Annotated in this window: 21 protein-coding genes; 7 read left to right on the forward strand and 14 right to left on the reverse strand. The window is 43.6% G+C overall.

All coding sequences use genetic code 11. The annotated features are described in order from the left end of the window. Positions 1-304 precede the first annotated feature (304 nt). Positions 305-1,165, forward strand: coding sequence for an alpha/beta fold hydrolase (locus J2Z65_RS10755; protein WP_167065442.1), 861 nt, complete (start codon positions 305-307; stop codon positions 1,163-1,165). Between the two features lie 748 nt (positions 1,166-1,913). Here the strand turns inward: J2Z65_RS10755 and J2Z65_RS10760 are convergent. The 6 genes from J2Z65_RS10760 to J2Z65_RS10785 form a co-directional block, all read right to left on the reverse strand. Continuing rightward, a complete protein-coding gene (locus J2Z65_RS10760; RefSeq protein WP_167065448.1) occupies positions 1,914-2,636 on the reverse strand; it encodes a YheC/YheD family protein in 723 nt (240 codons plus the stop codon). Positions 2,637-2,998: 362 nt separating this feature from the next. Beyond that, positions 2,999-4,387, reverse strand: coding sequence for an NAD(P)-binding domain-containing protein (locus J2Z65_RS10765; protein ID WP_167065451.1), 1,389 nt, complete (start codon positions 4,385-4,387; stop codon positions 2,999-3,001). Positions 4,388-4,719: 332 nt separating this feature from the next. Continuing rightward, positions 4,720-5,061, reverse strand: coding sequence for an ArsR/SmtB family transcription factor (locus J2Z65_RS10770; protein WP_167065454.1), 342 nt, complete (start codon positions 5,059-5,061; stop codon positions 4,720-4,722). A gap of 609 nt (positions 5,062-5,670) precedes the next feature. Next, entirely contained in the window at positions 5,671-6,300 is a 630-nt protein-coding gene (locus tag J2Z65_RS10775) for a cysteine hydrolase family protein (protein ID WP_167065457.1), read from the reverse strand. 450 nt (positions 6,301-6,750) lie between these two features. Next, entirely contained in the window at positions 6,751-7,359 is a 609-nt protein-coding gene (locus J2Z65_RS10780) for a DUF1349 domain-containing protein (protein WP_167065459.1), read from the reverse strand. A 237-nt stretch (positions 7,360-7,596) separates the two neighbouring features. After that, positions 7,597-8,085 carry a GNAT family N-acetyltransferase gene (locus J2Z65_RS10785; RefSeq protein ID WP_167065461.1) on the reverse strand — a complete coding sequence of 163 codons (489 nt, stop codon included), beginning with the start codon at positions 8,083-8,085 and terminating at the stop codon, positions 7,597-7,599. Between the two features lie 283 nt (positions 8,086-8,368). Here J2Z65_RS10785 and J2Z65_RS10790 point away from each other — a divergent pair, with 283 nt between their 5' ends. From J2Z65_RS10790 to J2Z65_RS10800, 3 genes are read left to right on the forward strand one after another with little or no spacing between them, the layout of a single operon-like run. Then, positions 8,369-9,835 carry a spore germination protein gene (locus J2Z65_RS10790; RefSeq protein WP_167065464.1) on the forward strand — a complete coding sequence of 489 codons (1,467 nt, stop codon included), beginning with the start codon at positions 8,369-8,371 and terminating at the stop codon, positions 9,833-9,835. A 26-nt stretch (positions 9,836-9,861) separates the two neighbouring features. Continuing rightward, complete coding sequence (locus J2Z65_RS10795) at positions 9,862-10,929, forward strand: Ger(x)C family spore germination protein (protein WP_167065466.1); 1,068 nt, start codon at positions 9,862-9,864, stop codon at positions 10,927-10,929. A 1-nt stretch (position 10,930) separates the two neighbouring features. Next, on the forward strand, positions 10,931-12,019 hold the full coding sequence (locus tag J2Z65_RS10800; RefSeq protein ID WP_167065468.1) for a GerAB/ArcD/ProY family transporter: 1,089 nt from the start codon (positions 10,931-10,933) through the stop codon (positions 12,017-12,019). A gap of 168 nt (positions 12,020-12,187) precedes the next feature. On the opposite strand, the gene J2Z65_RS10805 is transcribed toward J2Z65_RS10800, so the two are convergent. The 3 genes from J2Z65_RS10805 to J2Z65_RS10815 all read right to left on the reverse strand — a co-directional run bounded on the left by J2Z65_RS10805 (position 12,188) and on the right by J2Z65_RS10815 (position 13,551). Further along, a complete protein-coding gene (locus tag J2Z65_RS10805; protein WP_167065471.1) occupies positions 12,188-12,631 on the reverse strand; it encodes a cell wall hydrolase in 444 nt (147 codons plus the stop codon). A gap of 54 nt (positions 12,632-12,685) precedes the next feature. Next, positions 12,686-12,889, reverse strand: a complete 204-nt coding sequence (locus J2Z65_RS10810; protein WP_193581087.1) for a hypothetical protein — start codon at positions 12,887-12,889, stop codon at positions 12,686-12,688. Positions 12,890-13,128: 239 nt separating this feature from the next. Then, positions 13,129-13,551 (reverse strand): VOC family protein, encoded by a 423-nt coding sequence (locus tag J2Z65_RS10815; RefSeq protein WP_167065473.1) that lies wholly within the window; start codon positions 13,549-13,551, stop codon positions 13,129-13,131. Positions 13,552-13,914: 363 nt separating this feature from the next. On the opposite strand from J2Z65_RS10815, the gene J2Z65_RS10820 reads away from it, so the two are divergent. Genes J2Z65_RS10820 through arsC form a run of 3 tightly spaced genes read left to right on the forward strand, consistent with a single transcriptional unit; the run spans position 13,915 to position 16,123 of the window. Then, a complete protein-coding gene (locus J2Z65_RS10820; protein ID WP_240159956.1) occupies positions 13,915-14,238 on the forward strand; it encodes an ArsR/SmtB family transcription factor in 324 nt (107 codons plus the stop codon). Between the two features lie 8 nt (positions 14,239-14,246). Further along, the gene (locus J2Z65_RS10825) at positions 14,247-15,659 is read left to right on the forward strand and encodes an arsenic transporter (RefSeq protein WP_167065477.1); all 1,413 of its coding nucleotides are present in this window, start codon (positions 14,247-14,249) and stop codon (positions 15,657-15,659) included. A gap of 35 nt (positions 15,660-15,694) precedes the next feature. Beyond that, positions 15,695-16,123: an arsenate reductase (thioredoxin) gene (gene arsC / locus J2Z65_RS10830; protein WP_167065479.1), complete on the forward strand. Its 429-nt coding sequence runs from the start codon at positions 15,695-15,697 to the stop codon at positions 16,121-16,123. 629 nt (positions 16,124-16,752) lie between these two features. Here the strand turns inward: arsC and J2Z65_RS10835 are convergent. The 5 genes from J2Z65_RS10835 to J2Z65_RS10855 form a co-directional block, all read right to left on the reverse strand. Beyond that, complete coding sequence (locus J2Z65_RS10835) at positions 16,753-18,945, reverse strand: alpha-galactosidase (RefSeq protein ID WP_167065481.1); 2,193 nt, start codon at positions 18,943-18,945, stop codon at positions 16,753-16,755. Between the two features lie 123 nt (positions 18,946-19,068). After that, a complete protein-coding gene (lacZ, locus tag J2Z65_RS10840; RefSeq protein ID WP_167065483.1) occupies positions 19,069-22,119 on the reverse strand; it encodes a beta-galactosidase, LacZ type in 3,051 nt (1,016 codons plus the stop codon). A gap of 39 nt (positions 22,120-22,158) precedes the next feature. Next, complete coding sequence (locus J2Z65_RS10845; RefSeq protein WP_167065485.1) at positions 22,159-22,977, reverse strand: carbohydrate ABC transporter permease; 819 nt, start codon at positions 22,975-22,977, stop codon at positions 22,159-22,161. Beyond that, complete coding sequence (locus tag J2Z65_RS10850) at positions 22,977-23,843, reverse strand: carbohydrate ABC transporter permease (protein WP_167065655.1); 867 nt, start codon at positions 23,841-23,843, stop codon at positions 22,977-22,979. Before J2Z65_RS10850 ends, J2Z65_RS10845 begins: the two co-directional genes overlap by 1 nt. Before the next feature lie 107 nt (positions 23,844-23,950). Further along, positions 23,951-25,258 carry an ABC transporter substrate-binding protein gene (locus tag J2Z65_RS10855; RefSeq protein WP_167065487.1) on the reverse strand — a complete coding sequence of 436 codons (1,308 nt, stop codon included), beginning with the start codon at positions 25,256-25,258 and terminating at the stop codon, positions 23,951-23,953. Positions 25,259-25,342: the final 84 nt, after the last annotated feature.

A 25,342-nucleotide genomic window follows, 5' to 3' on the forward strand; every position in this document is an offset into this window, starting at 1 on the left:
CGAAAACACGTAACAAATTGTATCATGGGTTCAATATAATAAAAAACATACCTGAAAGCTATGCAATATTTTGACCTAGATGTACATGATCTTTACTTTAAGTGCATAGGCGGGAGAAGAAGATCTTCTCCCCCAATTCTTCAATTGTACCCTTGCCGCTGAGAGGAAAAGATTTCCGATGCCCTAAACTACTTGGTTTTAATCTCTTTGCTTGTTTAGCGGTCCAATAAATAGGTTCTTAAAGGCACATCCTTTACATATTTCTTATGCAGGGTGAGATTGCTACCAATAGGGAGAGGAAAAAATGGTTCTATATAAAAAAGCGAACATCGAAGGGTTGGATATCTTTTTTCGCGAGGCAGGGTATCCGAGTTGTCCGACCTTGGTCCTCCTTCATGGTTTTCCGAGCTCCTCCCATATGTTCAGGGATTTGATTCCTTTGCTGGCAGACTGGTTTCACGTCATCGCTCCCGATTACCCCGGATTCGGAAATAGCAGCATGCCTTCAACGAAAGAATTTTCATACACCTTCGAGAATCTCTCCCTCGTCATCGAGAAGCTACTCGACAGGCTCTGTATTCCTCGTTATTTCTTGTACGTCCATGATTATGGAGGGCCGATCGGATTCAGGCTGGCCGTTCGCCATCCGAACCGGATTCTTGGATTCGTTATTCAGAATGCTGTTGCCGACGTGAGAGGGCTTGGACAGCCATTCGACCTCTTCAAAGCGCTGTGGGTGGAACCGAGCCCGAAGACAGCAGCGGCATTCTCCGCGCTGACCTCCTTCGAATTTACGAAGAAGCAATATTTAACGGGAGTATGCAACCCCTATCTGGTTAGCCCCGACAGTTATTCGATGGACCAGTTCTTCCTGGACCGCCCCGGCAATGGCGAAATCCAGCTGGCGCTCGGCTACGATTATCGAAAGAACGTAGAGCAATATCCCTTCTGGCAGCAATACATGCGAACCTATCAGCCTCCGACGCTGGTCGCCTGGGGCAAAAACGATTTTATCTTTACGTTGGAGGGGGCTCTTGCCTTCAGCAGGCATTTAAAATATATCGAAACCTGTTTTCTGTGCGGCGGGCACTTCGTGCTGGAGGAACAAAGCCGGCATGTATCGGATTTGATTAAGAGTTTCTTTGCGCGGGTTTGTAATAATTAAAGGGTATGAGTTCCAAATTTGTTCCATCAACTGAAATTAAGTATTTTCAACACACTATACTGCCGTTACTTCAACAGACAACGGCAGCCTATCGTGCGCCGGCTGCCGTCATGTCGTGATTGACTACTATTGTTCCTCATTAGGTCACCGAAGAATATGCTGCTAGTTTAGGATCAATTCATACCCTACTATTGGGATTTCACACGCGTCTCTTGGAGTTTACAACGCGTGTCACTTGGAACTTATTAACTCCTACTTGTATAATTGCAAACTTGCTGAAAGAAGTGCCAGAAGAAGTATATGGTTCCGCTGTAATATTTCCACTTGGAGTTTTAACGGTTGCGGTGATTCTCGTCACCAAGCAGACTCCACGGCTAGTAGCTGTCCAAGTTTCGTCACGTTGAACATTATAGTTGTCGTCGGAACAAAGAAATGATGCGTATTCAACCTTCCCAGATACATTAAATGAGGTAGAGTTAACGATCTGAACGGGTGGGTAAGCTTTTTTACATCCCCTACATCCCATACCCGATCCCTCCCTTCTTATTGACATAGTTCAATAGATGCTGTTGAAAGAGTTTTGGTAAGGTATAAATGTGGATAAGAATAAAAAAGCACGTCCATTTCCATCCGTTTCAAGCCTTTCTTCCAGCATCCCTGAACCAAACACGACTCTACCAATCAGAAGACTAACTTCAACCATAAAGTTTGGACGCAGAAGCAGCGAACCCGAAGCTGGTCCGCTGCTTTAATGTTTCTGATACCATAGTATTCTGCGATACATCGAGGAATCTTTTAAGAGTTGGAAAGGGAATAGATCCGGTTGATAATTGCCTTCGATGATCCAAATCTGCCGCTTCTTATCGATGCCGATATCGAACCCGACTTGCCTAAGCTTGGGGTAATGCTCTCCAAGCCGCTTTGCAGCCGTTAGCGCGACCCTTTTGGTTTTGACCAATAAGCTTCGATCTACTATGCCTGCTTTTTTCAGCGCTTCAGGTACTGGGATGATGCGACTAGGCACATTCGTGACGAGATAACCCTGCGCCGCCACTTTCGCGTATGAGCCTGTCACTTTCCAAGTGGACGAAGTGCCTTTTCTTCGTTGCACCATTATCCGAATGTCAAACGGCTTGTGTTGAACTTGAGCAAGCTGTAGACGTCGTTGGACAATATATCCACGTCCTCGGGTCTGCTTAGTGATCCATTTGAGCAACCGCTCGGTGTCTTTCATATAGCGTGTTTTCTTTTCGTTATGAATACGATAGGAGTTCGCTCCGTTTCGGGTAATAAACAGGATGTCCCGTCCGAAGCTACCGTCGCGCGGCTTTAGAACGAGGCTTTGATATTGATTCATCTGCTTTACCAACTCGTTAAGCTTAAGTAGCCGAGTTTCAGGCAACCATGCGGCGAGAGAGGACGTACCCTTTAGAGTGCGATATTGCATCCATTTGTCTCGTTTAATCGACATTCGAATCACAATCCTTTAGCTTACAGTTACTTGTAGGCAAATGATTCTTCTGTTGGTAGACACGGCTACCTCCACTGCTCCTGGGATAGGACCGCTCGAAATTGACATAGATGTGTTCGAAAGCTTTTCGCAAGTTACAATTTGGCGTTTTCAAGCCCTATATCATTTGTATTCCGCACTGAGGGCGTTGACAGTGTCAAGTATCGGAGTCGATTCATCTATTTTTATGTGGTGAAGTAGGCTAGGATAGTTTGGAAAAAAACAGGCTCGACGCAAAGAGCGTTTCTTCTTCCCGGTCTCTGATACAAACTTCTCCCTTTTCAAATGAAAAAGGCATTGCTCAAGGACAATGCCAATGGATTTTAGCTGCAGCAAGAAGACTTCGACACCACCGGTTTGGTTACTGTTGAACAGCAAGAACTTACTGCTTCTGATTTGACAAGGGATTGGTTACTTTGCTCCGAATCGCAGCATGAATTAGTCTGAATGCTACACACCCCTGTTTCAGGAAGTTCAAGTTCTACCCTCTCAGCTGCTTCATAATCGCCGACTAGAGCTGCTACAACGGATCTTACTTGTTCATACCCTGTAGTCATCAAGAATGTTGGTGCTCTGCCATAACTCTTCGAACCCACAATATAAAAATCTTTCTCTGGTTGCCTTAGTTCTTTCTCCCCGTGAGGTCTTACTGTGCCGCAGCTATGCACATTTGGGTCGATGAGAGGTGCCAGTTCCACAGTGCTCTCCAAGCTTGGATCTGTTATCACTCGGACTTCCCTTAAAAAAGATAGATCCGGGCGGGAGCCTGTATTTGAAACAATCTCATCAATATCATCCATATATAGCAGCTCATTCTCATAGGAACCAATGACTTGAATCTTTTCGCCATTCGTTTTTAACTCTTGAATATAAAATGACGTCAGAACTTTTACTTTTCCTGATTCGACAAGCTTTTGAATACGTGTGCCAAGTTCTCCTCTAGCAGCCAGCTGATCTTGCTCTTGCCCTCCATAAACATCTTTAACCATAGATTTCCGGAGCACCCAAACAATTTCCGTTTCTTGTACTTGATCTTTGAGTTCTCCAAGTTCCAAAAGCGTATTAATGGCGGAGTGACCACTTCCCACCACTAGCACCTTTTTGCCAACATAACGCTCTTTATGCTTGCCAAGAACATCTGGTATCCCGTAAAAAATGTGGTTGCTTAGAGAATTCTCCTCAGTCGTCCAAACACCTTCTGAAAGGACAGGATTCGGGTTCGTCCAAGTGCCCGTGGCATCTATAACTGCCCTGGCTTCAACCACCATTCGCTCTCCATTTTTCTCAACATGCAAAACAAAAGGAAGCTCGTCGCGACTCTGTGTTTTTACCTTGCTAAGACCTTTGCGACTTGCAGCGACGACTTTTGCATTGAAGTGAAGGTAAGGTTTAATTTCAGGCAGGTTTGCCAAAGGCTTGAAATAGTTTTCGATCATCTCAAGGCCGGTAGGGATATCTGAGTTATTTGGAGCTTTCCAACCGTGTGAGGAGAGTAGTTGGCGAGCAGCCTTGTCGATATTAAATTCCCATGGAGAAAAGAGTCTGACATGAGACCATGAAGCAATATTTGAACTAACCTCGTTCCCTGCTTCTAACAGTACAAAGGCCTCCTTACGAGTCGCTAGATGCGCAGCAGCGGCAAGGCCGACAGGACCGGCACCGATAATAGCTACAGGTAATTTTGTTTGAGTAGGCAAGTTATTTTCAGACATTGAGAAACCTCCAAATAATATATTGTTCAATTATTTATGACTAGTAGTAATTTCAAAGGACGCGAGCTTGTTGATTCTTAGCAGCAAGCAGGTGCGCAGCAAGTGACTTGAGTTTGTTTTGTTTTAAATAAGTTAGTAATTTTGTTGAACCTGATACGAAATTGCTTTCTGCTTTGAGGCTCCCTCAATTCCAGCTGGTCAACCCGTTTGTCTAACCGAGATACATACATAAGTTGTGGATTCACATCGTGAAGTAACATCACAAAACACTCCTTTAATCAAATAATATTGATGTATTAATCAAAAAAAATTGATTATTTATTTAAAAAAATTTACTTTCCGCTTGGTCTAAAAACACAACATAACTGCTCAGACAGTAAACCATTTACTTCTGCTTGATTAATCTCATAATAACTCCAAGTACCAATGATTTCTTTAGTTATTAGGTTTGCATCTAGCAGGATCTTTAAGTGGTACGAAAGTTTGGATTGAGCCATTTCGACGATATCACATAGGTCACAAACGCACGTTTTACCACGTTGGGTTAACTCATACATGATCTGCAATCGCTTGCTATCAGCTAAGGCTTTAAATTTTGACTCATATGAAGTGAAAAATGAGTCATTTGGTGTTGTATTCGTTTTTACTTCATGTATAGGTATTATGGTTTTCATTTGTTTCCACCCGATTCATTGATCAAATATTTTTGATATATCGATAATATATACCAATAAGAACCAAATTGCAATACTTAATCAAAAATATTTGATTAATGATTTCACTGGTTGTTGTGCTTGTTATCTGTCGCGCGGCAAACTGTTACCAGATCATATCATCAATGACATCACCAGGAATGATGGAAACTCAGGTTCATACTTACTAATCTCCAACATTTGTCACAACGCCTGTGATTCTCCAGATTACTTTTGTTTGGCGTCACCCATAACTTGAATTTATCTCGAACCATCACTTTCCCCCATGAATTGTAACTGAACGGTTTGAGTAATTGTTTTCGATGAATATTGTCCTCGATTCAATAAACTCCTTTAATTCTTCTTGTCCAATAAAGTTATGCTTAGATGAGGAAAATACTATTCTATGTTCTTTATCAGTAAAACACCAGAGAAATGTCATAATGTTCTCGTCAAAATCGGGAATGTCCCAAAGTTCTTGTCATTTAATTTTGACAAGAACTTGAGGACATAAAATGAAAAAGCCGCATCAAATCTACCTAACGAGTTGCTAGCAAACTTTCATTCGCACGTTGTAAACCCTCAAAGGATTTATAAGTATGAAATAGCTTCCATTGTTGTCCAACTAGCACTGGCAAATGCTTTGTAATTCGTAACGGCTGCTTGAAAATCTGCTTCACTAATTGTTGCCGTGGCATCGTATACAACAGCTGTTTCAAAACCAGCTTCGATTAAATGCCTCATATGGGACTCTACACAAATGTTGGAAAGCACTCCTGCGATAATTATCTTCTCTTTTCGATGTTGTCGTAACTGGTAAACCAAGTCATTTGTTTGTGGGCTAGCAACCTTGTGTGGAGTTGAAACGACGGTTCTCCTATCAAAAATATAAGGTTTTAAAGAATGAACAAAATCAGCTCCAAATGACGGTGGTGTGTACGCATTTGCCACTTGATACATTCTAAGACCTAATAACATTGTTTGCTCATTTCCTGTAAATTGCCAGCCATAATCATGAGGGTATAAATAATGGGGTGATATAAATAGTTGGTATCCTTTATTCATGGCAGTTCCCATTAATAGTTCAAGGTTTTGTATAGTATTGTTTCGTTCAATATTTGCTTTTGTCAGGTGATAGCCTCTCCCCCCAGGACACATAAAGTCATTTTGTGGGTCTGTAATCACAATTGCGGTATTATCTGGGTGTGGTTGAAACATCATTTACCTTCCCTCCCACTCAGAGCTTCTTTACAGCAATTTATATGTCAATTCCAGTTTGTCTTATGTGCGTTTCTATAAGAGCCAGTCCATTAAAAGGAGAAATCAAACATGTCTAACAAACTCGCAAACTGTAGGACCTGTCAAAAAGAAGTATTCAATTGAAAGTCGAATAGCACATCCTAATCCAACCCAAAGAAACATGGCAGGATGTTAAAGTGGCGTTAGATATTTCATTCCACGCTCCCTATGCAGGATGCTACGCTAATGGAAATCATGAAAAAAAATGTAATAAGCGTTCACCCAATAGATTGAGTGAACGCCTTCATTTTTATTGTATTAGAATCGTTCTTTTATATAAAAAAGCCTCTTAAGATCAGGGAAATCGGTAATCTTTTATGAGTTCACTTCCATTTGGAGTATGACTTAAGTAAGAGGAAAATAAAGATTTTATCATTTTATATTTCTTACATCTATATTCGTATTAGGAAGGAGGTGTAAGTAATCGAACTGCACTGCACATCCATCACCAACTGGACTCTGAGCAACTACACCGACTTTTAAACTATGAATATTATTCATTCCAAAATACCGCACTAATGCCCATTCATTACCATCAAGAGAGTAATGAAAAGCTATACAATTATCATATCGAGATACTCTTAAGAAAGGGCTTATATTCCCGACATAGTCACCGATACAATCATCCGAAATATCTTTAGTTACTACACTAATAATGGACGGTCGACCTCTAAAATCCTCATAACATAACTTGGCCCAGTTATTCTCGTCTGCCATTACCATAAGACATCCGGAGTCATTCCGGTCACGTATGTCTACGCTGACCCGAGTGGTTAAAATAAAATTTGCATTTGTTGTCGTATATAGGAATGGAGCAGAATTTTTTCTTCTTTCCTGTGTTGGGTTATGGAAGAAGTCTGCACGAGGTGGTGCGGTAATCATAAGTGAATTTTGTTCAGAAAACTCCCATTCATATGGTTCATTAATCCATTTAAGAGAAGTATTTAGACTCTTCCCCACGCAGTTATTAAAGAGATTCATACCTAACCATCGCCACCCATCCATATAGTATATGACATAGTGTATATCTAGTGTGATTATAACAGAGGGGGAAAATTTTGTTCAAATCTCTTACTATAATCCTCCATGTTTATCTAGGAACTGCAGACAGCATTTTAGAAAATGGATACAGAAATAACAGCCGTTAAGATAATCCGGCCGCATTTTTGTTTTTTGCATTATCGTTCTTCGTTTATTGAATTATTTCTTAAAATCTCACTAACCCAAAAACGATAAATCTTTTATAAACCAAGCGTCCGTAGCATTATGCTCTGAACCTTCTAGTGGTCTTTCAAGTTGTTGAAAACCTAATTTGATGTAAAGGAGATTTGCTGCTTGAAGTTTCTTCAATGTTTCTAAGTAACAGTGTGTATAGTGTTCCTTGGCGAAGTCCAGTGCTACTTTCATAAGATCCTTCGACAGACCCATACCTTGAGCTTCGGGTGTAATGTATAGCTTTTGCAACTCGCAAATTCCCGGTTCCTGCCCAAATGGTGCAATCCCCACACCGCCTACCACTTCATTATGTTCATTCACTGCAACCCAATACTTTGAATTTGATTGTTCCTTGTAATATTGTGCCAGACTGCTCAGTTGAGGGTCAAAATATGCTGTTCCCGGAATGTTTAGGTTAAATGATTCCAATGAACGTTTAATAATTCGCTCTATTGTTTGATTGTCCTGTTCTTCAATTTCACGTATTTGCATTGTTTCATTCCCCCAATATCAAAATAATTATAATTTATTAACTCTAATATTATTCGCCAAATAATTCAACCGATTCAAGAATCCGCCTGTTACTTTAATGAACAAAAAAGTAACCCACAGCAACGGACTGTGGGTCGTAAATCCCTCTATATTCGCACCTTTGAATACAGCACCATCGAGCGAACCCGCAAAATCAACCGAAAATAAGGTTATAAAGAGTGCATAATTTTCCATTTAAATCAGCAACATAAGAACAAAGCTATAATAGGGCGGTATTCGAAAAATGGAAAATATTCTAGTTTTGTTACAAGCAGCTTCCAAGTCGGATGATTTTATACAATCTGATATAACAATCCGACATACGCTTTTTCATATGTCGTTTTACACTTCCATTGTCAATCATGAAACTCTGCATCGGGATCTATTCACCGTTATTCTACTCTCAAACGCAGAAATCCATAATTTGAACGATTTAAAAAATGCCATTCCCATTGAAGGTATCAAAATTTCGTCAAACATTCGTGAGATTTCACTCAGTCTTCTTAAAGGTTTTATCTATTTACAATTGGATACCAATCTAAATGAAGGCTTATTGATCAATGTTGCAGATATAGAAAAAGGCTATCGAGGAAATAACTTATCGGAAAACGAATACAGTGTAATCGGTCCGAAGGTGGCTTTCGTCGAAGATCTAGATACGAATTTAAATTTGCTGAGAAAAGAAATTATCTCGGAAAATTTGGTTTTTGAGGAGCAAACCAAGGGTTCAATTTCCAAAACAAGAGTCGTCATCGCCTATATTGAAGGGGTCGCTAATCCTCAGCATCTCAACACGGTAAGGCAAAGACTTAGGGATTTGGACTTTGATGTAATCTTTGATAGTTCCACCCTCGATCAGATTATATCCGACAATTCCAATACGCCGTTCCCTTTATTTATATCAACCGAACGGGTGGATCGATTGAAATTTAATATTATTAGCGGACATGTAGCTGTTCTAAGCAGCGGTTCCCCTTATGTCATATCAGGCCCTACCTCCTTTTTTGATTTTTTTAACTCTCCAGAAGACTATTATTTGCCATGGGTACTGGGGGCCTTTTTTAGACTCATTCGTTATGTGGGGGTTACATTTTCTGTTTTTGCATCATCTCTATATGTGTCGGTCATGACTTATCACTATACCGTCGTTCCAAGAGCACTGTTAGGTCCGATTATCGAGTCCAGATCAAACGTACCCTTCCCGCCATTTTTAGAAGTACTCTTAATGGAAATTACCGTTGAGCTGTTGCGCGAGGCTGGAGCCAGGCTGCCAACAAAGGTTGGACAAACGTTAGGGATTGTAGGAGGCGTGGTTCTCGGCCAAGCTGCAGTTCAAGCAGGCTTGACGAGCAATAACTTAATTATTATTGTATCGCTTTCTGCACTGGCATCCTTCACAACGCCGATTTTCAAAATGGCCAACACAATCCGCTTTCTCAGGTTTCCTATGATCTTCTTGGCGGCAGCTTGGGGAGGATTGGGCTTGATGGTAGGAGTAATGTTTCTATTGGGTCATCTGCTGCGCTTAAAGTCTTTCGGGACACCTTACCTGGTTCCTGTATTTCCATTTCGATACAAAGGTTTTAAAGAATCCATACGTTCTCCCTTCAGCGTGACTTGGAATCGACCAAATTTTTTACGCCCACTTAACGCTAGACGATATACCGTAAATAAGCGTAAAGACATCGGTGACGATTACAGTAACGAATAAACTTCGCCGCAAAGGAACTAACATGAATGAAAAGGTATGTAAGCATTCTTCTCGTTTGCTTCCTTATATCCGGGTGTGCAAAACAAGAAATTATAGATCGGATCAAAATTGTGCAGAGCGTCGGTTTTGACGTCCAAGGAGATATATTTAAATCAAGCGGCACATACGCTTCCTATCAGAAGAAAGAACTTTTGCGGTTGATGAACGTAGAAGCGCAAACATTTGGCGGAGTTTGGCTCCCCCAAAATACGAAATCGGATGACCAAATCGTGACCGGACAAATAAGAACAATCGTTATTAGTGAAAAGTTTGCAAGAAAAAGCATTCAACCACTAGCCATGAGTCTTCTTCGAGATCAAGTCGTAAGTAATAACGCAACGATCGTTATCAGCAAACAAGAGGTAAGCACAATAATGTCTGAAGCCTTAAAAAATCCCCCATTTTATTTATCTGATCTAATCAAACAGAACATGGAAAAGGGGAACACACCTTTGACAAATGCGCATTCTGTACTTAATCAATATTATGGAGAAGGTCAAGACGTGTACTTACCTGTATTGGATCAAGACGAAAATGGCCTCATTCACTTGGATGGGGTTGGTGTATTTAAAGAAGACAAATTACGTCTTTTACTAACCGAGAAAGAATCCCTCCTGCTGAAACTCCTCAAAGATAAATCGAAAACAATGATCGGGTCGTACGAATTTAGGAGAAGAGAAAATGAACCCATTTATTTTAAGATCTTGTATGGTAAAAGAAATATATCGCATGATCAAAATGACTCTGTAGTCATTTCCTTGAAATTACATATACAACTCAGAGAACTTCCAAAAACAATAAGCTCTGTCAGTAACAGTGATTTGCTCGATCTTAAACATGACATCGAACAACATTTTACAAGCGAAATTAGTGACATGTTGAAAAAATTCCAAATGAATGCCGTGGATCCGATTGGTTTTGGCGAGCTTTATAGAAGCAATCATAGAAATTGGAACGAGCAGGAATATAAAAATAAAACGTACCCTAACATCAAATTTGAAGTGAATTCAGAGATTATTATTTCTCAGTCGGGAGTTGGCGTTGGTGCAGAATAGCGTGAAGGAAAATTACTTGGTTTCGGGATTTTTCGTGTTTTTCTTGATTTTTGCTTCACAGTCTGGCATTGGAGGTCTAGGTTCCTCAAATGCAGTGTTTACATACTCGGGTCAGGATGCCTGGATCTCCGTGCTTATTCTGGGTTTAAGCCTTCATTTGATTATTTGGATAATTTATAAGATGCTTAGTAATCCCGCTAAGGACATCATTGACTTACACCAAATGATTTTCGGGCGTTTCTTGGGTAATACCTTTTCGTTACTTATAATCGGATATTACTTCACCTCAGCCTTATATGTCTTCCGAACCTATATTGACATTGTACAGGTATGGATATTTCCGTCCATGAGAACTTGGGAATTGGCCGTCTTATTTATTTGTTTGATTTATTATCTTATTTCGGGAGGATTCAGGGTTCTAACCGGTCTTGCTTTGTTCTCTACAGTAACTGCCTTCCTATTGTTTTCCCTGATCTATTTCCCGATTAAACTTGGAAACCTCAATTATTTAATGCCGGTATGGAATCACACTGTTCCCGAACTGCTAAAGGCTTCTAAAGTTTCTTACGGTGCATTTATTGGATTTGAAGCGCTTCTCGTTTACTTCCCTTTTATAAAATCAGTTGAAAAGCAAGCGAAATGGGCCCATTTAGGTATATTGATCAATACGCTTCAATTCGTTGCATTAACCATTTCCAGCCTGCTATATTACAGTCAGGGATTGCTAAGAAATACGCTCTATCCGCTTTTAGGCATAACCAAAATTATTGAGTTTGAATTCGTAGAAAGAATCGAATTAATATTTATATTTTGCTGGCTTATTATGTTTATTCCGTCACTTTGCATTTCAATCTGGAGCTGTACGAGAATTTTGAAGAGAGTCACGCCTCTCAAACCCCGAGCATCGTTAGTTTGGATTCTAACCATATTCTTCATTATTGTTGTTCAATTCAACGATAAGTTTAAAGTTGACGCGTTAGGAAAATTCACCATTAATATTGGGATATATTTTGTGTTCGCCTACATCCCATTACTTTTTATTCTTTACTTAATCCAGAATAAAAGAAAAGCTAACTTGAATGTAGTTTAATTCCTATAACTAGAAAACAGCGCCTATACGTCTCGAACTTTCGACGCGCAGGCGCTGTATTTCTTGAGCCATTATACCGTCCCGTCCTATATCTACCTTATTGACAACGAAAATATATGTGCGGCCCCCGCGGGGTTAAGAGATCCCGAGCTCTTTACGTTTATAAAATTAAAACGTATTATATACATTTTCACATTCTTTCGCCGTCGGTTCATAGAAACAGTGCTTCTTCCATCGTCCTACGAGCGGCTGATTATACCAAGTTGGCGGACATGGTCCGGGATTTTCGAACGTTCCTGGACGGAAATACCATAGGGAGAATTTGCCTGGCCAATTCCGCTCCCCATTCACGGCCCGTTGCGCCAGACGGCGTTCCCTCTCTCTTGCGTTTTGATAGTACATACCATGTTGCAATGCTTCGAACGCATGCGGCTGGTTGATCATTTGGGGAATTGTCCGTATTCCTTTAAAATCGGAGCAATTCGCTCTTATTCGGTTAATGCCAACATTTCCAACAAGGAGCATGCCCATTTCGCCTTCGGTCTCAGCTTCAGCTCGAAGCAACCTAGCCAACATATCAATATCCTGTTTCCTAGCTTTTACGACTGCCATTTGCTCACCTCTTTAGATTTCTATACACATCATATTGTAGGTGAAGCGGATGTGTTACTCTGGCAAAATTGTGTGCGATAACAAATAGCCGTTCCACCACACTCTTCTGCCCGTTAATCCAGCCAGCAAGAGCCGACCATCATCTACCTCATAATACGTGAGCGCCTCCATTCGCAGCCAACCATGCTCATCGAATCGATTATTTTGTTCATCGCGTTTGGCTCTCTTTCTTATTTGATGAGATTTAAATGGCTGCATACTCGTATCACAATAGCACCTTTTATTCGTATATAATCTGTACAAAGTTGAGATTTTCAGGCGTACTCGAGCAAATAATAACATTTACATAGACTTAATAATGCGTGGCAATAAAGGGAGAAGTCGATCCATCGTAATCGGATCATCGAAATTCCATTTTCCTTCTAATATATGAACGAAATCTTCCCCCAACATCTCCCTCATTATCGTTTTGCGTTAGCGAAAAGCCCCAAAGGAAGTTATTTAATTCTCTTCGAAATAGGATGATCCTCATTTAACCCTAGCAAATCCCATAGGTTCCCATATAAATCTTTAAATACGGCGACAATTCCATATGATTGTTCTTTAGGCTCTCTAACGAACTCAATTCCCTTTGACACCATGTCATTATAATCTCTCCAGAAGTCATCAGTGCTTAAAAATAGAAAAACTCTACCACCCGTCTGGTTTCCAATAAACATATCTTGTTCCTGTTTCGATGCTTTTGCAAGCAATAATGTGGTACCAACAGAACCTGGTGGAGAAACTACTACCCATCGTTTATCTTGTTCAGGTTGATAGGTATCCTCAACTAAAGTGAAGTTCAGCTTCTTTGTATAAAAATCTATTGCTTCATCATAATCTTTTACCACAAGAGCGATATGAACAATTGATTGAATCATACTTGACTCCTCCCGATAGAGTGAATAATTGTCAACGGATAGTCTTATCTTACCATCTTCCCAGTAGTCAAGTAACCATCACGCAATCCTGCCCGTTAACGCCACTGCTTAATCTTCAACTGCAATACTTAAATTGATGCTTCAAAATAACTTTAGTTCTACTACATAAATGAATAACTATTAAAAAGCTTGCCATTCGATTCAGTGGCATTTACAAAACCTTAACTTTTATATATAAGCGAATAATTATATAATCATTTACAAATGACATCCAGTCAGTTCGACGTGCACGTGACAAAATACAAAAGAAAGTGATTGAACTCTTAAAAGGCTTGAATGCAGCATGTAAAGGAGCGTGTTATTTTGCCTGAAATTGAAACGTTATCTGATGTATGTAAACTACTCGGGGACAAAATGAGATTGACGATTCTATCTCTACTCAAAGAACGTGAGTTATGTGTATATGAGATTGTTGAACTCTTACAAACAAGTCAGCCAAATGTGAGCCAACATATGCGAAAGCTGAAAGCCGGTGGTTTAGTGAAGGAAGCCAAAAAGGGCCAATGGGTTTTTTATTCGTTAAATATTGAGGATAAACCCTTTCTGAATGAGTTTTTTCAGTACCTGCCTTCCCAAAAAGAAAAAGTGGATGCCATATCATGTGAAGATCTAAACTGTTGCGATTAGGAGGAACCATGACTTACATTGCGGTAATTATTTTTCTGCTTACATTAACTTTTGTTATTTGGCAGCCTAAGGGTCTCAACATTGGATGGTCTGCTTCTGCTGGCGCAATCCTTGCCCTCGTCTTCCAAGTCGTGTCTTTCCACGATGTACTGACGGTTACATCCATCGTTTGGAATGCTACGCTCGCTTTCGTCGCAATTATTCTCATTTCCTTAATCTTAGATAATATCGGATTTTTTGAATGGGCTGCCTTGCATATGGCGCGAATTGCGAAAGGAAACGGTCGGCTCATGTTTGTATACGTCATTTTATTAGGCGCGGCAGTTGCCGCATTTTTTGCGAATGATGGTGCAGCGTTAATTCTAACGCCGATTGTATTGGCAATGGTTCGGGCGTTGAAGCTGCCAGACAAAATGATTTTGCCTTTCATCATGGCAAGTGGCTTCATCGCAGATACAACTTCTTTGCCTTTGATTGTCAGCAACTTAGTGAACATCGTATCGGCGGACTTCTTTGGCATCGACTTTGTCACTTATGCAAGCCGCATGATTGTTACGAGCCTGTTTTCATTAGCAGCAAGTCTGGCGGTTTTGTACTTTTTCTTCAAAAAGGACATTCCAACGAATTACGACTTGAAACAATTAAAGCAACCTTCGAATGCCATCAAAGATCTTAAGCTATTCAAAATGTCGTGGGTTATCCTTTGCATCCTTCTCGTCGCGTATGTAAGCAGCGGATTTATTAAAATTCCTGTTTCCATCATCGCAGGTGTCGTTGCATTGGTCTTCATTTTAATGGCCAGGTCCAGTAAAGTGATCGAAACAAAACGAGTGATTAAAGATGCTCCTTGGGCGGTTGTTATCTTCTCTATCGGCATGTATGTCGTCGTTTATGGCCTTAAAAACGTCGGTCTAACCGATGCTCTAGGAAAAGTGGTTGAGAACTTAGTAGGACAAGGATTATTTGTTGCAACAGTAGGAATGGGCTTCTTGTCTGCTATTTTGTCCTCCATCATGAATAACATGCCGACAGTTATGATTGATGCACTAGCCATCAAAGGTACAAATACAGACGGTATTCTTCGAGAAGCTCTAATTTACGCCAACATTGTCGGAAGCGATCTTGGACCTAAGATAACACCGATTGGATCACTCGCAACGCTTTTATGGCTTCATGTTCTATCTACAAAAGGTGTAAAAATCACATGGGGCAATTATTTTAAGACAGGTATCATTCTTACTATCCCAACGCTCTTAATTACTCTTACTGGGCTTTATTTATGGCTTCACATTATTAATACAACAAGTATGAATATTTGGTTGTTAATTGTTGCGATCGCAGTACTTGTGGTAGTTGCCATGCTGATCATAAAAGCCATTTTATGGACAAAACAAATGAAAAGAGGACATCAAGGTGTTTAAACCTGAATGATCCCACTAAAAGGAGAAATGAAACCATGGATAACAAAAAACGTTTAGTTTATTTTCTTTGCACAGGTAACTCTTGCCGCAGCCAAATCGCTGATGGATATTTAAAAGCTTTAGGCGGGGATAAATACGAAGTAAAAAGTGCTGGTTTGGAAGCCCACGGATTAAATCCACGTGCAGTTGCAACTATGAAAGAAGATGGTATTGACATCTCGAACCATACATCCGATGTAATCGATCCAGAGGTTTTGGCTCAAGCTGATTACATCATTACTTTATGCGGTCATGCAAACGACAACTGCCCAGTTGTTCGAAATGATAAAGCTGAAAGATGGCACTGGGGATTTGACGATCCTGCGAAAGCAACTGGGACGGAAGAAGAAATTACCGCCAAATTCCGTGAAGTGCGCGAATCCATTAAGAGCCGAATTGATCAATTCGTCAAAGAAGGCAAGTAAGCTAATCAATAGAATGCACGTTGCGGTTAACTGTTCAGACCTTCAGAAGTCGCTTGTTTTTTACCGTGCTTTCTTTGGCAGGAGCCTTCTAAATTCAAGGACAATGCTGGCTTTGCTTCAGGGAAGGGGCCTCCCTGGTAATTTTCTTTCACACAATAATTATTTTATCTTAAGCTTGATTTAATCTTACATTGTTATTCTAAGAATCAACCCCACTGTTAAAACATAAGGGAAATTGGACTTACAGCCCTAGAAAGCTGTAGGTCTAATTTTCATTTACGGATTCAAGGGAAAATAAAAACCGCTCACTCAAACGCTCATCCCAAAAGAATACTATGCCAAATCTTGGGAAGGATATAATTCTCCTATTAGTACAGGGAGCAACTGCCGCAGCAGCGCTCCCTGTTTGTTTTCACTAACGTATGATGCTCTTTATAAGACAACACATTTACAGTTAATTTTGAAAAATCATCACAGAAAAAAAAGTGTGATATTCCATAATTAATTAAAAAACGGAGCCCGCAAACCCGCGGCGCTCCGTTTTCATTGTTCCATCATTCATTAGAATTTGAATTAATCCGCAGTGTATTTAGCGGTTTGTTTCACATTTGCTGAGTCTAAACGCATCGTTACTCGGCGTCCAGCTTAAACCAAATACTAGCATAATCGCCGTCGATCTGCGGTAGATTCAGCCCGTAGTGCAAAAGCCTGTCTCCGCGGTAGCTGGTACCGAGTTGGCTGACGCGATAATCGAAGTCCGCATTCAGACCGCGAAGCTGCAGCCTCCGCAGCGGTGCGTTAGGCTCCGCCAACACCCGAAAATAAAACACGACCGCTTTCTTCTTATCTTCCGAAACGAACATCCAAGCCGTTTCATTTCCGGTAAACGGACTTTTTAACCGATACAAATCGCCGCTCTGAACAAGCCCGCGAAGCTCTTTATAATCGCTCACTTGCCGCTTTATGACCGCTTTCTCTTCCTCAGATAGCTTTGTCAGGTCCAGCTCATATCCGAAGTTGCCGGACATTGCCACGTCGCCCCTGGTCCTGAGCGGCGTGATGCGGCCCACTTGATGATTCGGTACCGCGGAAACGTGCGAACCCATCGCGCTGACCGGGTAGACGATGCTGGTTCCGTATTGGATTTTGAGCCTTTCGACAGCGTCCGTATCGTCGCTTGTCCACGTCTGCGGCATATAGTAGAGCATTCCCGGATCGAACCTGCCTCCTCCGCCGGAGCAGCTCTCGAAAAGGATGTGCGGAAATGATCCGCTCAGCTTCTCCAGCAGCCCATAAAGCCCCAACATATACCGATGCGCTACTTCGGATTGGCGTTCCGCCGGCAGTGCAGCGGAACCAATCTCCGTCATATTACGGTTCATATCCCATTTGACATAGGTGACGGGGACGGTTCGGAAGATGTCGCTAAGCGCGTCAAAAATATACTCCCTGACATCTTGTCTGGAATAGTCGAGAACGAGTTGGCACCGTCCTTCCGTTCTGCGCCGCTCCGGCACGTGCAGGCACCAGTCCGGGTGAAGGCGATACAGTTCGCTCTCAGGTGATATCATCTCCGGCTCAAACCATAGACCGAACTGAAGCCCAAGCTTATTGACACGCACAGCCAAATCTTCCAGGCCGTTCGGCAGCTTTTTGCGGTCGACCGTCCAATCTCCAAGAGAAGTCGTATCGTTATCGCGTTTGCCGAACCAGCCGTCATCGAGCACGAACAATTCAATCCCAAGCTCAGCGGCTTCGCCAGCGATCGCTTCAATTTTGTCAGCGTTGAAATCAAAGTATGTCGCTTCCCAATTATTCACCAGAATCGGCCGTTCCTTATCGCGATGAACCCCTCGGCACAGCCTTGTACGGTACAGCTTATGGTACGTTCTCGACATGCCTCCTAAGCCTTCGGACGAATAGACAAGCACCGCTTCCGGCGTTTGGAACGACTCTCCCGGCCCTAGCAGCCAAGCGAAATCAAACGGATTAATGCCGATCGACACACGCACCGTAGCGAACTGATCCACCTCGGCTTGTGCAGCGAAATTACCGCTATATACGAGACTGAACCCGTACACATCCCCCTGCTCTTCGCCTGCGTCCGGCCGGAGCAAGGCGATGAACGGATTCGCCTGATGGCTGCTGGAGCCGCGACGGCTCTCAATTTTTGTAGTGACACCCATTTTGAGATGACTTCTTTGCACGTGCCTTTCCCTTACCCAAGCGCCTGTTAAAACCAAACAGTCGTACTCGGCATCAGCAAAGTCGACACTTGCGCTCAAGGCGCTGCGTAGATTCAGCGCTTGCTGCCCTTTATTGACAAAACGTACGGATCGTGTAATGGCACTAAACGCTTCAAAAACCGTGTAGCTGATAATAACCAGCAAGCCGGAATACGCGTCGGTCAGCTCCAGCTCCAGTGTCATCGCTTCTTGTTCCGACTCGGCGTAGACAGCCGGCAGCCCATCCAACGCTGGTTTCCCCCTTACGATTCGGTGCGTTCTATATAACAGCTCTGTAATTCGGCTCCCATCCTGCAGCTGTACCTGATAAGCCGGATGGCGAAAATCGCTAGTACCATACTGCGGATATTCCTGCGGCAATGTATCGAGCGAGATTCTCCTGTCGTCCGGCACCGGATTAGGGCTGAACGAGCATCGCTCCTGCAACATCAGAAAATCGTCCAAGTTCCCATCCTGATCCAGTCTCTTTCCCCAGTATGCATGAGACGGATATCCGTTCACCAGTTGAATGATGTAACTCATATCCTTAGACTGCAGATGGAACATCTGCTTATTTTCGTTGTAATAGATATTCATAGTGCTTCTCCCTCACTCCGATTACGATATAGATTCTCCTCAAATGGGCTATGGTGAAAGGAAAAGAGCGAGATGGGTGGGGAATCTAACCCCCTAGTCTCGCTCTTTTTAACTCGATGCCTGTCATTCCTTCACAGTAATCCCGCAAATATCAAATTCAAATTCCAAATCCTGGTGTGACGGTATCAAATATTCATCGTGCACAGGTGCGCCCCAGCTGTCGTCTCCGCCTACTCCCATTTGTCTGCCCGCCACGGTTACGACCGTATAATGCACCTCAGGCAGCTCCCAATGATGATTAGCTTGCTCAAGCTCAAAAGCGGAATAAGGAGATACATTGCACTCTACTGGAGTAAGCGGATCTGCTTTGATCATAAGCCCTAGTCCATTCGCATCGGTTATTTTCACGCTTCGGACGCCAGTGCGGTTGCCCGATTCCTGCGGAACGAGATAACGCGAAGGCAATTGATCGACCGGGCTGCTGAAAACAGCTAAGCGCGCCCCGCAAGCGCGGTCGATGTAGTTTTCTTCAGGCCCCATCGCGTACCATTCGGATTGGTTATATTCAGACGCCATCTTGAAAGACAGAGCAACGATAGGCAGATTCGGAAGCCCCTCGGCTCCTTTGTAGCAGGTGTGCACACGGACGGTTCCATCCACATACACCGTGTAGGCCGTTCTAACACGTATTTCGGAATGGATGCTGAACGTGTACTCAAACGAGACGGTTGCCGTTTCCGATGTTTGCTGTAGTTCGACTTTTTCGCATTTTCTCGCTAAACTTGCAGCGTACCAAGCGCCTGCCGTGAAGCTGAGCGAAGTCCCTTTATCATTATCGGTGGTGGCCCTCCAAAATAATGGCGTCGGTGGCACGGCGATCATTTCGCGACCGCTGTATCTGATTGATACCAGCGATCCGACCTGCTTGGAAAATAGCATAGAAAAATCTTTGCCCATGACGCCTATATTTACATCGCCTTCGACCACATTAAGAGCTCCGGATGGCAGACTGCAATCGGATGGAGTCTGAATTGCCATAATCTTTTGGCCAAAAGCGACCTCAAATCCGGCCTCGGCCCACAGAAGCGCCTCTTTAAGCTTCAGCGAAGCTTGCAGACAATACTCACCGGGTCCCTCTTCCATATGGGGCAGTTCTATCGGAACGCTAATTTGGTTTTGCGCTTCTACGTCGACATGTGTTTGCCATTTCCCTATCTGCTTGCCATCACGATACAGGCTATACGCCAGTACAAGATGGTCCGTTCCTGTGAACAAGCTTTCATTGACGATTTTAATATGCGTTCGGGTCGGCTCCAACTTATAATTCTGATAGAGGAATTTAACTTCCTGCATTTTCGGCGTGATTTGCCGATCCGCATATACAAGACCATTGCCGCAGAAGCTATAATCGGACGGGCGATCCTGGAAATCGCCACCGTAAGCTAAATATTCGCGGCCGAAACGGTCTTTTTTCACCAACGCCTGGTCGATATAGTCCCAAATAAAGCCGCCTTGATACATCGGGTACTTGTTTTCCAGTTCCGTATATTTATGCAGGCCGCCGACAGAGTTTCCCATGGCATGCATGTATTCACAACTGATGTACGGTTTTTCCGGCTGGCTTTGTAGATAGGCTTCAATATCCGCCGGCTTCGCGTACATTCTGCTCTCCATGTCGCTGGTAGCATCATATTTGCGGTTATGGAATACGCCCTCGTAATGGACAAGCCGGCTCGGGTCGGTTTCGCGGAAATAATTCGATACGTTCAAAATAACCTGTCCCGCATAAGACTCGTTGCCGCACGACCAGATCAAGATGGAAGGATGGTTTTTATCCCGTTCCACCATCGAGCGCGCACGGTCAAGCACAATGTCCTGCCACTGCGGATCGTTGCCCGGGATGTTCCAAGAAGGCTCGACGGCGCCCATTTTTTGCCAGGATCCGTGCGTTTCCAAATTCATCTCATCGATGACGTAGACGCCATATTCGTCGCACAGCTCGTACCACAACGTTTGGTTCGGATAGTGCGAGGTGCGAACGGCGTTGATGTTGCTTTGCTTCAACGTCTGGATATCCCAAAGCATGTCCTGCTTCGTGATCGCCCTGCCGCTGCGGCAGTTGAACTCGTGGCGGTTGACGCCCTTAAACATTATCCGTTTGCCGTTAAGGCACATCAGCTTGTCTTTCATTTCAAAACGGCGGAAGCCGACCTTTTGTACGATCGCTTCGACCAGTTCCCCGTTCTCATCCAAAATCGAAATGCAAAGCGAATACAAATACGGGCTCTCGGCGCTCCACAGATGCACATGGCCTGCTTCAGCAATCACTTCCAGCTTGCTGCTTTGGAATTCGTTCTTTGCCGTAAGGCACGTCTTGCCCGCGGCGTCTTTCAGTTCCAGCAGCGCATGAACGGGAGCAGACGGATTTGCGCGCAGCGCCAGATCCACCTTTAATGTGCCGTTTTCATAGCGGTCATCCAGTTCGGCATTGACGCGCAAATCCCAAACATGGTGCTTCGGAACCGTAAATAAATACACATCGCGGAAAATGCCGGAGAAGCGCCAAAAATCTTGATCCTCCAGCCAGCCCCCGGTGCTGCGCTGATAGACCTCAACAGCCAGCTTGTTCGACCCTTCGCGGATATACGGTGTCAAATCGAATTCGGAAGGCGTGAAGCTGTCCTCGCTGTAGCCGACAAATTCGCCGTTCAGCCAAACGTAAAAAGCCGATTCGACGCCTTGAAAAGAAATATAAACGGGCTTGCCTTGCATATGGGCCGGCAGATCAAAATGCTTCACATAACTGCCCACCGGATTATGCTCCTGGGAAATGTGCGGAGGACGAAGATCGGCCAGCCCATCCCATGGATACATCGTGTTCACGTACTGCGCCTGGCCCCAGCCTTGAAGCTGAATATGGCCCGGCACCTGAATATGCTCCCAAGCGGCACAATTGTAATCCGATTCGTAAAACGCGGCAATCCGGCTTGACGGATTGACCGCATAGCTGAACTGCCAGCTGCCGTTCAAGCTGTGGCGCATGTCCATCGGCAATCCGGCCGTGGCGGACGCCATCGAGCTATAGTAGCGGTGGTCTGAGTGAGCATCCAGCCTGTTCACTCTAAAAATGCTGACATCTTGAAGCCAATCCAGGCTTGGTTTCGTATGACTCATTCAATTCGTCTCCTAAACAATCATATTTAGCATTTTACTCTATTTTACAGATCCGACCATGCCCGCAACAAATTGTTTTTGCATAAGGAAGAAAACCAGTGCAGTCGGCAGCGTGGAAATAACGATAGCCGTCATGATCACACCGAAATCCGGCGAATAACTGGAACCCAAGTTCGAGACTAAGAGCGGAATCGTTCTTTTATCCGGGGTCTGCAGTACAATAAGCGGCCACAAGTAGTTGTTCCAGCTGGACATAAAAGTAATAATCGACCCAGCGGCGAATGTTGTCTTCATCGTTGGCATGTAGATGCGGAAAAACAAGCCGAGCTCGGTCAAGCCGTCCATACGTCCGGCCTCAAGCAGCTCCTTCGGGAACATTTTCGTGCTTTGGCGGAAAAAGAAAATGAGGAACGCAGTCGTAAAAGTGGGGAGCACGACCGCCACGATCGTATTGACGCCAATCACGGGAACCGTTCGCGACAGCTTGGAAAACATTTGATAAAGCGGCACCATCATCGCCGCGAATGGAATCATCATCGACAGCAGCAAAATGTTGAACACAACATCTTTCGCCTTGCTGCGGTAAATTTCAAAGCCGTAACCGGCCAGAGAGGCAATCAGCAGCGCCAGCACTGTCGTCGATATAGAGATTTTGAGTGAATTGCCGAAAGCTTGGAACAGGTTGATTGAGCTCACCAGTTTGTTGAAGTTTTGCACAAAGTGGCTGCCCGGCAGCATTCTCCCCTGGGTGACATCCACGGAAAGATTCGTCGAGCTAATGACCATCCAAATAAACGGGAATATCGAGATGATCGCCGCAGCGGTCAAAAATACATAGATGAAGATCCTTTTCCACATTATTTATTCTCACCTGCCAGTTTAATTTGAAGGACGGAGAGCACGATGATCATGACCACAATCGAATAGGAGACGGTAGCGGCATAACCAAAGTCGGGAGAGTATTTGAACGAAAGATTATAGATGTATTGGGAAATCGAAAGAGTTGCATTGCCTGGTCCGCCTTTTGTAATATTAACAATTTCGTCGAACAGCTGCAGCGTCCCGATCGTCGAAGTAATCGAAGTAAACAAAATGATCGGCTTCAGTAATGGCACCGTAATGCTGAAAAATTGCCGTACCGAGGAAGCGCCGTCGAGGCGAGCGGCTTCATAGATCGAACTGTCGATGTTTTGCAGCGCCGACAAATAGAAAATCATATTATAACCGGTCCAGCGCCAAGTAATCGCAATAATAATCGTTACCTTCGCCCAGAACGGATCGGAAATCCATTGAATCGGTTGCGCGAGAATATGCAGCTTCATGAGCGCCAGATTGACTAGACCATCGTTACCAAACAAATATTTGAACACGACTGAATAAGCGACAAGTGAGGTGATGCAGGGCAAAAAAATCGCCGTGCGGAAAAATCCCTTGAACCGTAGATTGCTGTCGTTAAGCAGCACGGAGATGATCATGGCCAGCAAAATCATGATAGGCACTTGAATGATCAAAAAGAGAAACGTATTTTTGACAGCAGTAAAGAACGTCTTATCGCTAAACAGCCGTTTGTAGTTGTCGACGCCATTGAAATGCAGATTTGCTCCAGCTCCGGTCTTAAAGGAGAGCAGTAAGGCTTGAATCATTGGATAAAAGTAAAAGATGCAGATCAAGATTACGGCGAGCGCAATAAATAGCCATCCCGTCAACTTTGCTCGGTTTTTCATTGTATAGTTCAAGGTTACCAAACCTTTCCTTCAGAAAAATGGAAACGCTGACCTCCGCCATGCGCATCGGCAAAACGAAGGTCAGCGTTGATCGGAAATGCAACGGGTTACTTAATTTGCGACTCCGCTTGAGATTGCGCGTCACTCAACACTTTATCCAAATCTGTTCCTTTTAAATAGCTCTGTGCTCCGACTTTGAGAATATCTTCGATCTCATACGTATGCATACCATAGTTGACCTTTGGAATTTGCGTCGTCCAGGTTGCAAAATCAGAGCTGATCTTTTGGCCGCCGAAGTAATCGTCCGCTTTCGTATAAGCTTCGCCTGAAGCTGCAGGCTTATAGGTGCCGATAACTCCGATATCGGTCAGCATTTTTTGATACAGATCTACATTAGAGCCAAGCGTTTTTCCGAGGAAATCCGCGGCAACGTCTTTACCAGGGCTATTCAGCACATACCAGGAGCTTCCGCCAAGGTTCGAAGCGTTGACCGAGCTGGCTGTGTTTTTCAGTTTAGGGAACGGAACGACAGCCCATTTGCCGGATTGGTCAGCTTGCGCCTTAACGGAAGGCGTGATCCAGTTGCCTGTCGGCACGGTTGCGACAGCGCCGCTGTTAAAGCCAGCCAGGAAAGCGTTCCAGTCGGAAGTAATCTTCACGATATTGGCGGACATTAAAGTTTTGTACGTTTGGAAAGCGTCCTTCAGCGCGGCATTGTCTTTCAGATCCGGCGTAGAGCCATCACTTTTCAGATACCAGGAGCCTGCCGACTGAATCATCATGCGGATTAAACCAAGGTCGTTCGGATCCTGCGTCAGCATATCTTTGCCGGTTTTTGCTTTTACCGCTTTACCGATCTCAATAAATTTGTCCCAATCAATGTTCTTCATATCGTCGACTTTATAGCCGGCTTGCTGTAGGTAGTCGGTGCGGACATACAATCCTGTTACGCCGGAATCGAACGGAAGACCGTACTGTTTACCGTTTAGACTGGTCGATCCGATTTTGTAATCGGCGAAATCAGACGCTTTAATGGAAGACGACAGGTCTTGGAAAGAATCGGGATATGCTTTCAAGAAGCTTTGGGCGCGATAGTCTTCAATCAATACTACGTTAGGCAAACCCGAGGTCGTGCCGGAATTAAGTCCGGTGTTCAGCTTTTGGATGATGTCATCCTGGGCGTACTCCACGATGTTGATTTTCACATCAGGATGATCTTTCGCGTACGCTTCTTGCGCCAATTTCATCGCTGCGATATTAAAGTTTTTGTCCCATGCCCAGACTGTAATTTCCTTGGTGCCGGACGTCGCTTGATCCGAAGGTTTCGCGGTATTCGTTGTGTTGCCGGAGTTGCTCGAGCATGCCGATAGCAGCAAAAGACTCGACAACAGGACTGCTGAAAGTTTCTTTTTCATGTTGCTCCCCCTGTTTGATAGAGTTATGAAAATGCTTACAAAGTAATCATAACATCCCTCGAAAACGGCCTGTTAGGAATTACT

It is taken from the genome of Paenibacillus aceris (assembly GCF_017874035.1).
Taxonomy (GTDB): Bacteria; Bacillota; Bacilli; order Paenibacillales; family NBRC-103111; genus Paenibacillus_E; species Paenibacillus_E aceris.

Bases quoted from the DNA above. Each gene is read 5' to 3' on its own strand.
- J2Z65_RS10770 (WP_167065454.1), bottom strand. From the start codon at position 5,061: ATGAAAACCATAATACCTATACATGAAGTAAAAACGAATACAACACCA.
- J2Z65_RS10795 (WP_167065466.1), top strand. From the start codon at position 9,862: ATGAAAAGGTATGTAAGCATTCTTCTCGTTTGCTTCCTTATATCCGGG.
- J2Z65_RS10785 (WP_167065461.1), bottom strand. From the start codon at position 8,085: ATGCAAATACGTGAAATTGAAGAACAGGACAATCAAACAATAGAGCGA.
- J2Z65_RS10845 (WP_167065485.1), bottom strand. From the start codon at position 22,977: ATGTGGAAAAGGATCTTCATCTATGTATTTTTGACCGCTGCGGCGATC.
- arsC (WP_167065479.1), top strand. From the start codon at position 15,695: ATGGATAACAAAAAACGTTTAGTTTATTTTCTTTGCACAGGTAACTCT.
- lacZ (WP_167065483.1), bottom strand. From the start codon at position 22,119: ATGAGTCATACGAAACCAAGCCTGGATTGGCTTCAAGATGTCAGCATT.
- J2Z65_RS10755 (WP_167065442.1), top strand. From the start codon at position 305: ATGGTTCTATATAAAAAAGCGAACATCGAAGGGTTGGATATCTTTTTT.
- J2Z65_RS10825 (WP_167065477.1), top strand. From the start codon at position 14,247: ATGACTTACATTGCGGTAATTATTTTTCTGCTTACATTAACTTTTGTT.
- J2Z65_RS10790 (WP_167065464.1), top strand. From the start codon at position 8,369: ATGGAAAATATTCTAGTTTTGTTACAAGCAGCTTCCAAGTCGGATGAT.
- J2Z65_RS10775 (WP_167065457.1), bottom strand. From the start codon at position 6,300: ATGATGTTTCAACCACACCCAGATAATACCGCAATTGTGATTACAGAC.
- J2Z65_RS10765 (WP_167065451.1), bottom strand. From the start codon at position 4,387: ATGTCTGAAAATAACTTGCCTACTCAAACAAAATTACCTGTAGCTATT.
- J2Z65_RS10810 (WP_193581087.1), bottom strand. From the start codon at position 12,889: ATGCAGCCATTTAAATCTCATCAAATAAGAAAGAGAGCCAAACGCGAT.
- J2Z65_RS10855 (WP_167065487.1), bottom strand. From the start codon at position 25,258: ATGAAAAAGAAACTTTCAGCAGTCCTGTTGTCGAGTCTTTTGCTGCTA.
- J2Z65_RS10780 (WP_167065459.1), bottom strand. From the start codon at position 7,359: ATGAATCTCTTTAATAACTGCGTGGGGAAGAGTCTAAATACTTCTCTT.
- J2Z65_RS10805 (WP_167065471.1), bottom strand. From the start codon at position 12,631: ATGGCAGTCGTAAAAGCTAGGAAACAGGATATTGATATGTTGGCTAGG.
- J2Z65_RS10850 (WP_167065655.1), bottom strand. From the start codon at position 23,843: ATGAAAAACCGAGCAAAGTTGACGGGATGGCTATTTATTGCGCTCGCC.
- J2Z65_RS10835 (WP_167065481.1), bottom strand. From the start codon at position 18,945: ATGAATATCTATTACAACGAAAATAAGCAGATGTTCCATCTGCAGTCT.
- J2Z65_RS10760 (WP_167065448.1), bottom strand. From the start codon at position 2,636: ATGTCGATTAAACGAGACAAATGGATGCAATATCGCACTCTAAAGGGT.
- J2Z65_RS10815 (WP_167065473.1), bottom strand. From the start codon at position 13,551: ATGATTCAATCAATTGTTCATATCGCTCTTGTGGTAAAAGATTATGAT.